At 63.3% G+C, this 8,381-nt stretch carries 10 protein-coding genes; 5 read left to right on the top strand and 5 right to left on the bottom strand.

Annotation, left to right across the window (positions count from 1 at the left end):
• Positions 1 to 121: 121 nt before the first annotated feature.
• Positions 122 to 1,021: a LysR substrate-binding domain-containing protein gene (locus CBW50_RS11700; RefSeq protein ID WP_086145704.1), complete on the bottom strand. Its 900-nt coding sequence runs from the start codon at positions 1,019 to 1,021 to the stop codon at positions 122 to 124.
• A gap of 119 nt (positions 1,022 to 1,140) precedes the next feature.
• On the opposite strand from CBW50_RS11700, the gene CBW50_RS11695 reads away from it, so the two are divergent.
• The gene (locus CBW50_RS11695) at positions 1,141 to 2,076 is read left to right on the top strand and encodes a DMT family transporter (protein ID WP_086145703.1); all 936 of its coding nucleotides are present in this window, start codon (positions 1,141 to 1,143) and stop codon (positions 2,074 to 2,076) included.
• Between the two features lie 67 nt (positions 2,077 to 2,143).
• On the opposite strand, the gene CBW50_RS11690 is transcribed toward CBW50_RS11695, so the two are convergent.
• The gene (locus CBW50_RS11690; protein ID WP_086145702.1) at positions 2,144 to 3,022 is read right to left on the bottom strand and encodes a serine hydrolase; all 879 of its coding nucleotides are present in this window, start codon (positions 3,020 to 3,022) and stop codon (positions 2,144 to 2,146) included.
• A gap of 243 nt (positions 3,023 to 3,265) precedes the next feature.
• Here CBW50_RS11690 and CBW50_RS11685 point away from each other — a divergent pair, with 243 nt between their 5' ends.
• Both CBW50_RS11685 and CBW50_RS11680 read left to right on the top strand, forming a co-directional pair.
• Positions 3,266 to 3,811: a LytTR family DNA-binding domain-containing protein gene (locus CBW50_RS11685; RefSeq protein ID WP_172404741.1), complete on the top strand. Its 546-nt coding sequence runs from the start codon at positions 3,266 to 3,268 to the stop codon at positions 3,809 to 3,811.
• A 47-nt stretch (positions 3,812 to 3,858) separates the two neighbouring features.
• Positions 3,859 to 4,278 (top strand): DsrE family protein, encoded by a 420-nt coding sequence (locus tag CBW50_RS11680; RefSeq protein WP_216356346.1) that lies wholly within the window; start codon positions 3,859 to 3,861, stop codon positions 4,276 to 4,278.
• Between the two features lie 57 nt (positions 4,279 to 4,335).
• Here CBW50_RS11680 and CBW50_RS11675 read toward each other — a convergent pair whose 3' ends face one another.
• Positions 4,336 to 4,554 (bottom strand): molybdopterin-binding protein, encoded by a 219-nt coding sequence (locus CBW50_RS11675; protein ID WP_034757699.1) that lies wholly within the window; start codon positions 4,552 to 4,554, stop codon positions 4,336 to 4,338.
• A 172-nt stretch (positions 4,555 to 4,726) separates the two neighbouring features.
• Between CBW50_RS11675 and CBW50_RS11670 the strand changes: the two genes are divergently transcribed.
• A complete protein-coding gene (locus CBW50_RS11670; RefSeq protein ID WP_086145700.1) occupies positions 4,727 to 5,212 on the top strand; it encodes a hypothetical protein in 486 nt (161 codons plus the stop codon).
• Positions 5,213 to 5,433: 221 nt separating this feature from the next.
• Here the strand turns inward: CBW50_RS11670 and CBW50_RS11665 are convergent, their stop codons facing one another.
• Positions 5,434 to 6,489, bottom strand: a complete 1,056-nt coding sequence (locus CBW50_RS11665; protein WP_301178809.1) for a sulfate ABC transporter substrate-binding protein — start codon at positions 6,487 to 6,489, stop codon at positions 5,434 to 5,436.
• A 301-nt stretch (positions 6,490 to 6,790) separates the two neighbouring features.
• On the opposite strand from CBW50_RS11665, the gene CBW50_RS11660 reads away from it, so the two are divergent.
• A complete protein-coding gene (locus CBW50_RS11660; protein ID WP_086145699.1) occupies positions 6,791 to 7,321 on the top strand; it encodes a GNAT family N-acetyltransferase in 531 nt (176 codons plus the stop codon).
• A gap of 98 nt (positions 7,322 to 7,419) precedes the next feature.
• Here the strand turns inward: CBW50_RS11660 and CBW50_RS11655 are convergent, their stop codons facing one another.
• A complete protein-coding gene (locus CBW50_RS11655) occupies positions 7,420 to 8,232 on the bottom strand; it encodes a class II glutamine amidotransferase (RefSeq protein ID WP_086145698.1) in 813 nt (270 codons plus the stop codon).
• Between the last annotated feature and the right edge of the window lie 149 nt (positions 8,233 to 8,381).

Here is an 8,381-nt window from a genome sequence, read left to right as displayed (position 1 = left end):
CCGCCAGGCCCGTGGCGCGCGCGCCGGCTCCGGTGCGCATCGCGCAGGCGCCGGCCTCCAGGCCCGCGGCGCAGCGCAAGCCGGAAGCGAGCGAGGAGTGGGAAACCTTTTAAGCCGGCCTTCAGGCGCGCCGGGGCGCCAGGGTCGGCGCCATCTGCTTCGCCACGTCGAAAAAAGCGTTGGTGGCCGGCGTGTTCTGGCGCCGGTCGCGCACGGCCAGGCCCACCTTGCGGCTGACGGGCGGATTTAACGGCAGGGCCACCAGCTCCGGATACTGCTCCCGCAGCCGCTGCGGCAGGGCCAGTTCGGCGACGATGGAGACACCGTCGCCGCGGCTGACCATGTCGAGGATGGTAATCACCTGGCTGATGCGGTAGGGGACATTGGGCTGCAGCCCCGCGTTGGCGAACAGCGGCTCGATCAGGCAGGCGCAGCCCGCCTCGGACATGATGAACGGCCCTTCGCACAGCTGCGCCAGGGTGACGGCCGTTTCGCCGGCCAGCCGGTGGCTGCGCGGCACCAGCGCCATCATCTGGTCTTCCACCAGCGGCGCCGTATCGAAACGCTCGTCGGGCAGCACGACGAAGCCCACATCGACCCTGCGCTCGCGTATCCACTGCACCACTTCATGGTCGGCGCCTTCGTCGATGCGCAGGGCGATGCCCGGATAGCGCAGGCGGAACTGCGCCGTGATGGCCGGCAGCAGGTTCAAGGACGAAGTAGGGCCGAAGGAGCCGATGCGCAAACTGCCCTGGCGCTGGCCCAGCACGTCGGCCGCTTCCTGGCGCATGGCTTCGGACAGCCCGAGGATTTCGCGCGCCCGCACCAGCAGCTGGCGGCCCACGTCAGTCAGCTCGGCCGAGGCCTGGTGGCGCACGATGAGGTCCACGCCCATCTCCTTTTCCAGTGCTTTTAACGCGTGCGAGACGGCCGACTGGCTGATGCCCAGCTGCGCGGCGGCGGCGGAAAAGCCGTGCAGCTCGGCCACCAGGGTAAAGATTTCCAGTTGCGTGAAGGTCATCTGTGGTTTTCCTGTGCTATGAGTATTTGCTCATTATTTCATGAGTTGATATTAGTATTAGTATATAAGTGTACAGCATGTACGCCACCCGCCGCGCAAGCGGCTTCACAGGAACTTCCATGTCTTCATCCGCCTTGCCTTTAGCCGCCCTGCCTGCCGCGCAGTCGCCGCTCGTCTACCTGAAACTGATTTTCGTCGCCCTGTTCTGGGGCGGCACCTTTATCGCGGGCAGGGTGCTGGCCCAGCAGATGCCGCCCATGACGGCCGCCAGCGGGCGCTTCGGCGTGGCCGTGCTGCTGCTCGTCGCGCTGGCGTGGAAGCTGGAAGGGGGCTTGCCGCGCCTGGACCGCAAGCAGCTGGCAACGACGGCCGCGCTGGGCCTGACGGGCATCTTTTTATATAACCTGTGCTTCCTGGCGGCCCTGTCGCGCATGCCGGCGGGGCGCACGGCCCTGTTCGTGGCGCTGAATCCCATCGTCACGGCGCTGGCCTCGGCCATGCTGTTCCGCGAACGTCTGGGATCGTTCAAGTGGCTGGGCATCCTGCTGGCGTTTTGCGGCACGGCCATCGTCATCACGCGTGGCGACCTGGCCGGCGTGCTGCACGGCAAGGGCGGCGGCATCGGCATGGGCGAAGTGTTCATGTTCTGCGGCATTTCCAGCTGGGCCGCCTACACCCTGATCGGCAGAGTGGCGCTGAAGGGCCTCTCGCCCATCGCCGCCACCACGTATGCGGCGATGTGGGGCCTGGCCTTCCTGCTGGTGGGGGCGGCCGTGGAATTTCCGGCCGTGCCGTGGCACAGCTTTGGCTGGCAGGTGTGGGCCGCCATCGGCTACCTGGGCGTGTTCGGCACGGTGATCGGCTTTGTCTGGTATTACGAGGGCGTCAAGGCGCTGGGTCCGTCGCGCACGGCCGTGTTCAACAACCTCGTGCCCGTGTTCGGCATCGTGCTGGCGGCGGCGCTGCTGGGCGAGCCGGTGCTGGCCTCGATGCTGGTGGGCGGCGCGGTGACGATTGCCGGCGTGGTGATGACCAACCGGCAAATCAAGGCTTAACCCTAAGCAAGGACTGGGGTCGGACCCTGAGGGTCCGACCCCGGCATTTCAAGGGTTAACTTATAGCTCAACGGGCGCGGCGGCGTTTGGATGGCTTGGCCGGCGCCTTCTTGTGCCGGCTGACGGAAGCGCGCATCACCTTCGGCTCTTCGATGCCGTTCTCGGCCGCCAGCATGCGGCGGATGTTGACGGCGTCCATGGCGCGCACGGAATTGGCGCGCGCGTTGAGCAAAATCATGGTGGCGAACTTGCCGGCCGACTTGATGCGCATGATCAGGCAACGCCCCGCTTCATTCGTGTAGCCCGTCTTCGACAGGCCGATGTCCCAGCCCTTGGCGCCCACCAGGCGGTTCGTGTTGTGGTATTCCACGTCGCGGCCCTTGATCTGGATCACGTCCTTCGAATCGGTGGTGATGCGGCTGATTTCCGGGTAGCGCGAGGCGGCCACGGCCATCTTGACGAGGTCGGCCGCCGTCGACTGGTTGTTCGGCGACAAACCCGTCGGCTCTTCGATGACGGTCTGGCGCATGCCCAGGGCCTTGATCTTGGCGTTGACGGCCACGGCAAACGCCGTGGGGCCGCCGGGGAAGGTGCGCGCCAGCGAGGCGGCGGCGCGGTTGTCGGACGACATCAGCGCCAGTTGCAGCACGTCGTGGCGGCTCAGGGTGGCGCCCACGGGCAGGCGCGAGGTGCTGTGTTTCAAGGTGTCGACATCCTCGCGGTCGATGCTGATCTCTTCCTGCATATTCGCCTTGGAGTCGAGCACGACCATGGCTGTCATGAGTTTGGTCAGCGAGGCGATGGGCACCACCACGTTGGAGTTTTTTTCAAGCAAGACTTTGCCTGTGCCGTCTTCGACCACCAGGATGGACTGGGAACCGAAGGGCACGGCGATGGCCGCTGTCGAAAGCGTCATCAGCACCGCGGCGAACATTTTTTTGAGCATGGGAGTATGTGGGAAAGCAGGTTTTGGGGCGCCATCAGGGGCGCTGCGCGCAAATCCGCGACAGTGCCGCGGGCACGCGGCGTGTGTCTTGGAGGCAATATTTGCCAAGTATAGACAATACCATTAAAGATCAGGCGATGTCTACGGCATCGCCCCGCGGCAGGCGGCGTTGCGGCCAATTTGGCAAATAAATGGGGCTATTCTTGCCGTAGTGAAAATTGTTACGCCATTATTGATTTCACTATGGAAACTTCATGTTATTTCGGCAATATTGGCAGCGAGGGGCGGGCAGGCGCCGCGCGCTCCGTCGTTGACGCCTGCCGCTTCGTGCCTCGTCGCCCCCCGCTATGGCCTGCAGGCGGGGCGCTGTCGACTGCGTTCATGCCTAATCACAGACCACGGAGCACGCATCGTGTTAAGAAATATACGGTCTGGTGCCGCAGCCTCGACGAGGAATCGCTGCTGCTGAAACGCCCCGAAATGGCGGAACGGGTCCAGGGACGGGGGCGCCGCTACGCCGCCATGAAGCTGGTCCGGCTGACGCCGATCGATACCGGTTCCATGGCCATGGCCTTCGGGCGGCTGCTGCGCGCGCCGCTGAAGGATTTGCTCGGCGGGCATGATCCTGATCAATTCTGGCAAATCCACCGCGGCACCATGGTCAACGTGAAAGCCATCGAGGCGGCCGAACGCATCGACGCCGGGCGCATGCAGGTGCTGCTGCGGGGGCAGCACGGAAAAGCTGCCCGTCAGCCGCACGTTTACGTCTTCGTTCGGGAATTGATATGATGGCAATGTTTTTAATCTGCCACTGAAACGGACCTCTCATGACTATCTTGCGCCGCTGCTTCGCCGCCATCCTTCTCGCCTTGTTCGCCTGCACCGCCGCCACGGCGGCGCAGCAGGCGGAGAAGGTGGTGTATCACCTCAATGACGGCAGCAATCCCATGGCTGCGCTGAACAATATCCGCAATCACCTGAACGCCAGCCCGCAGGCCACCATCGTGCTCGTCGCGCACGGCCCCGGCATCGACTTTCTGCTCGACGGCGCCAGCGACAGGAATGGCACGCCGTATGACGCGGTGGTGCGCGAGCTGGTCAAGCGAGGCGTGAGCTTTCGCGTCTGTAATAACACCTTGCAAGGACGCAACATCGACCGTCAGCGCGTGCTGCCCGAAGCCGTCATCGTGCCGTCGGGCGTGGCCGAGGTGAGCCGGTTGCAGGCGCAGGAAGGCTATGTGTATCTGAAGCCCTGAAGCAAACGCCGCGCCGCTGCCGGATGGCAAGGGGCGCGGCGTCAAGGGTGGCAAGGGTTACTGGATCTTGGCGATCGACACTTCCGTCGATTTCACCAGCGCGATGACTTCGCTGCCCACTTTCAGGTCCAGGTCCTTGATCGAGCGCGAGGTGATCACCGAGGTGACGATGCCGTGCGGCGTTTCCACGTCCACTTCCGAGACCACGGGGCCAAAGATGATTTCCTTGATCTTGCCGCGAAACTGGTTGCGTACATTCACTTCCGAGATAGCCATGCTGTTTCCTTTGTGCCCGTAATACGCCGTGCGGCGCGACAAGGCCAGAGTACGGCGCGCGCGGTCTTTTGACCACGAATCGATGCGCATATCGATATGCGCAAAGCGCGCGCCGGCGCTGCGCCAGCATGGTATTCGCCTATACTTGGCTGCAACTCCCTGGAGGTTTGCCATGCGCCCATTGCCCTTGCTGCTGCTGTTGCCCTCGTTTGCCGTGCCGGCGCACCCCATCGCGGCGCTGCAGCCGATGGCCTTCCTGGCCGGGCATTGCTGGAAGGGCGAATTTCCTGGTGGCAAGCAAACGGACGAGCACTGTTTCCAGTGGCTGTACGGCGGCAAGGTGCTGCGCGACGTGCATACGGTGCGCAGTCCCGGCAAGCCCGATTACGTGGGCGAAACCACGTATTACCACGATCCCGCCGCAGGCAAGGTAGCGTTCCTGTATCTGGAAAACAGCGGCGCCTACAGCCGCGGCACGATGTTGCCGGCCGACGGCGCCCTCGACTTTCCTGCCACGCAGTACGTGGACGCCAGCGGCAAGGCGCTGACCTACCGCGTGCGCTGGACGCCATCGGCCGATGCCTATGAGGCGGCCAGCGAGATGCTGGTGGACGGGCGCTGGCTGCCGCAATTCAGGCTGGTGCTGACGAAACAGTAAGGATGTGCCGGCCATGCTTGTTCCCCCGCCGGCGCGCTGCCGGAGGAAGACGCCGTGTCGCCCTGCGGCTTGCGTTTCCTTGGCAGGACGGCAGGCGCTGGCCCGCATGAGGCGGACGGCCTTGCCATTGCCAGCCTGTTCAGCGCGCTGGAGTGGGACGCTGGCGCACGGCCATAAAAAAACCGGGACAAGTCCCGGTTTTTTTGTTGATGCAGGTCAGATCACTGTTGATAAATCTTGTCGAACTCGCCGCCATCGTCAAAATGTTTCTTTTGCGCCTGTTTCCAGCCGCCAAACACGTCGTCGACGGTGAACAGCTTGATCGGCTTGAAGCTGGCCGCGTATTTCTTCGCCACGGCGGCCGAACGGGGACGCAGGAAGTGCTTGGCGGCAATTTCCTGGCCCGGCTCCGAGTACAGGTATTGCAGGTAGGCCGTGGCTTCCTTGCGGATGCCGCGGCGGTCGACCACCTTGTCGACGACGGCCACGGGCGACTCGGCCAGGATGGAGATGCTCGGGTAGACGACTTCGAAGTTGTCGCCGAATTCCTTGCGCACCAGCTGCACTTCGTTTTCGAACGTCACCAGCACGTCGCCGATTTCCCGCTGGGTGAAGGTGGTGGTGGCGCCGCGGCCGCCGCCGTCGAGCACGGGCACGTTCTTGAACAGGCGGGTCACCAGGTCGCGCGCCTGCGCTTCGCTGCCGCCTTTTTTCACGGCATAGCCCCAGGCCGCCAGGTAGGTGTAGCGGCCGTTGCCCGAGGTTTTCGGGTTCGGCACGATGACCTTGATACCGGGCTTGGCCAGGTCATCCCAATCCTTGATCTGTTTCGGGTTGCCTTTGCGCACCAGATACACCATGGTGGAATAGAACGGCGCCGCATTGTTCGGGAATTTCTTGGCCCAGTCGGCCACCACGAGGCCCCGGTCGGCCAGCAAATCGATGTCGTTGGCCTGGTTCATGGTCACGACGGACGCTTCCAGGCCATCGGCGACGGAGCGCGCCTGCTTGCTGGAGCCGCCGTGCGATTGTTTGATGGTAATGGTTTCGCCCGTTTTCTTTTGCCATTCTGCAATAAATGCGGGATTCACGTCCTTGAACAGTTCGCGCATGACGTCGTAGGAAACGTTCAGCAAGACCACCGGTTCGGCCGCGCTGGCGGCCATGGGCAGGCTCATGGCGGCGGCCGAGGCGGCCAGGGCGCCGGCCAGGAACCAGCGGCGCGAGCGTTGGGTGAGCGTCAGGACGGCGGTCGGTGCGGCGTTGTGTCGGGACATATTCTTCTCTTGTTGTGAAAACAGATAGACATAGTCTAAAATTCCGGCCGGAAAAGAAACGAATTTTTCGTAATATGCTTAGATCGCATTCCCGTTTGCACTAAAAAACAGATATCGATTTTTGAAATGATTCGTGGGCAAGACGACAGTCAAGGCTTAGCCTGCAATGCTTCCGTCATGGGCAAATCCGTCCCGTGGCGTGGCGCGAAAAAACCCGATCGCGCTGCTTGGTGTATAGTCGAATCGCGCGATACACGGTGAAACCGCCTGCATCGGCAACTGGAATATTTTGTGAGCGTACATGAGTCTTGAAATTCGTATTGCAACATCGACCGACGCTTTCGAGGCGTGCAATGTATTACGACGCTCCATCGTCGAATGCTGCAGCCTCGATCATCGGGACGATCCGGCCATCCTGGAAGCCTGGCTGGGCAATAAAACACCGCAGATGGTGGCGTGCTGGTTCGCGTCGCCCACCAATTTTTCGCTCGTCGCCGTCGAGGCGGGCGCCGTCGTCGGCGTGGGCCTGCTGACGCGCGCCGGCAAGCTGGCCCTGTGCTACCTGTTGCCGGAGGCGCAAGGCCGCGGCGCGGGCAAGGCCCTCGTCGAGCGGCTCGAAGTGCAGGCCAGGGAGTGGGGCATCAAGGCCTTGCAGCTGCACAGCACGGCAACGAGCCAGGAATTCTTCGTCAAGCAGGGCTATGTCGAGGCGGGCAATGTGCGCTCGCCGTATGGCGTGGAAACGATTTTTTGCTGGAAACAGATTGACCCCGCGGGTATCGCTAGCGGCGACCCCAAGCGCAAGCGCTTTTGCAACTGCAATTCGGCCTGACGGCTATCCTGCATTTCAGCCCGCCCATCCGGCGGCGGGCCCTTCCCTCCGTTTGAACATGTTCCCTCGTAACGACTCGGTATCAGCTCAGTATCCGCTCAGTAACTGATCTGGATGTACACGCCTTGCGGCGCCGTCTCGTTCGGCGGCAGCAAGGCGCCGCGGGCAAACAGCTTCAGTTCGCCTGGCGCGAACGCCAGCCAGTCCTCGTTCTGCGTCAGCGGATGCGTGGCGATGACGGCGATGCGGTCGTCGAGGTGGTTGTGCTGGCGGAAATCGATGCTGCGCTCGCAGTCGATCAGGTGCGCCACGGAAAATGGATATTCGCGGATCACATAGTGCAGATGCGTGGAACAGTGGGCAAACAGCAGTTCGCCGTCGGACAGGATGAAGTTGAAGCTGCCGTGCGCGGCGATTTCGCGGGCCACGTCGGCGATGGCGGCGCGCAGCGCGGCGCGCGTGGGTTCCCCCAGGGGAAAGCGTGCGCGCAGGCTGGCCAGCAGGTGGCAGAACGCCTGTTCGCTGTCGGTGTCGCCGCTGGCGCGGTAGTGGGCGTTGACGGGCGCGCGCCACGTTTTCAGGTCGCCATTGTGGGCGAAGGACCAGGTCTTGCCCCACAGTTCGCGGGCGAACGGGTGCGTGTTTTCCTGGGCGATGCGGCCCTGCGTGGCCTTGCGGATGTGCGCGACGATGTTCCTTGCCTTCACGGGGTGCCGCTGCACCGTGGCGGCCAGCGGCGAGTCGACGGCGGCCAGGTGGTCCGTCAGCAGGGTGCAGCCGCTACTGGAATGATAGGCGATGCCCCAGCCGTCGCGGTGCTCGTCCGTGCGTCCGCCCCGTTCGGCGAAGCCGGCAAAGGAAAACCCCAGCGCGGCGGGCTTGCTGCTGTTCATTGCGAGTAACTGGCACATGGCGGCCCTTCCTGACGATATCGGTACACGCCCACAGTAAAGGCCGGGGCGGACCGCTGGAACGAATGTTTCCGACTATCGTTATGCGCCGGCCGCCGCATTCTTTATATGCTGGGCGCATATCAAATGGCGAAACCATTCGTTCTCCT

The sequence above is a fragment of the Janthinobacterium sp. GW458P genome, from assembly GCF_002127585.1.
In the GTDB taxonomy this organism is placed as follows: Bacteria; Pseudomonadota; Gammaproteobacteria; order Burkholderiales; family Burkholderiaceae_D; genus Janthinobacterium.
Note: the sequence above shows the minus strand (reverse complement) of the source record. Positions and strands in the feature narration are given on the sequence as shown.

Excerpts from the sequence above, each read along its gene's own strand:
- CBW50_RS11700 (WP_086145704.1), bottom strand. The coding sequence starts at position 1,021 with ATGACCTTCACGCAACTGGAAATCTTTACCCTGGTGGCCGAGCTGCAC.
- CBW50_RS11695 (WP_086145703.1), top strand. The coding sequence starts at position 1,141 with ATGTCTTCATCCGCCTTGCCTTTAGCCGCCCTGCCTGCCGCGCAGTCG.
- CBW50_RS11690 (WP_086145702.1), bottom strand. The coding sequence starts at position 3,022 with ATGCTCAAAAAAATGTTCGCCGCGGTGCTGATGACGCTTTCGACAGCG.
- CBW50_RS11685 (WP_172404741.1), top strand. The coding sequence starts at position 3,266 with ATGGAAACTTCATGTTATTTCGGCAATATTGGCAGCGAGGGGCGGGCA.
- CBW50_RS11675 (WP_034757699.1), bottom strand. The coding sequence starts at position 4,554 with ATGGCTATCTCGGAAGTGAATGTACGCAACCAGTTTCGCGGCAAGATC.
- CBW50_RS11670 (WP_086145700.1), top strand. The coding sequence starts at position 4,727 with ATGCGCCCATTGCCCTTGCTGCTGCTGTTGCCCTCGTTTGCCGTGCCG.
- CBW50_RS11665 (WP_301178809.1), bottom strand. The coding sequence starts at position 6,489 with ATGTCCCGACACAACGCCGCACCGACCGCCGTCCTGACGCTCACCCAA.
- CBW50_RS11660 (WP_086145699.1), top strand. The coding sequence starts at position 6,791 with ATGAGTCTTGAAATTCGTATTGCAACATCGACCGACGCTTTCGAGGCG.
- CBW50_RS11655 (WP_086145698.1), bottom strand. The coding sequence starts at position 8,232 with ATGTGCCAGTTACTCGCAATGAACAGCAGCAAGCCCGCCGCGCTGGGG.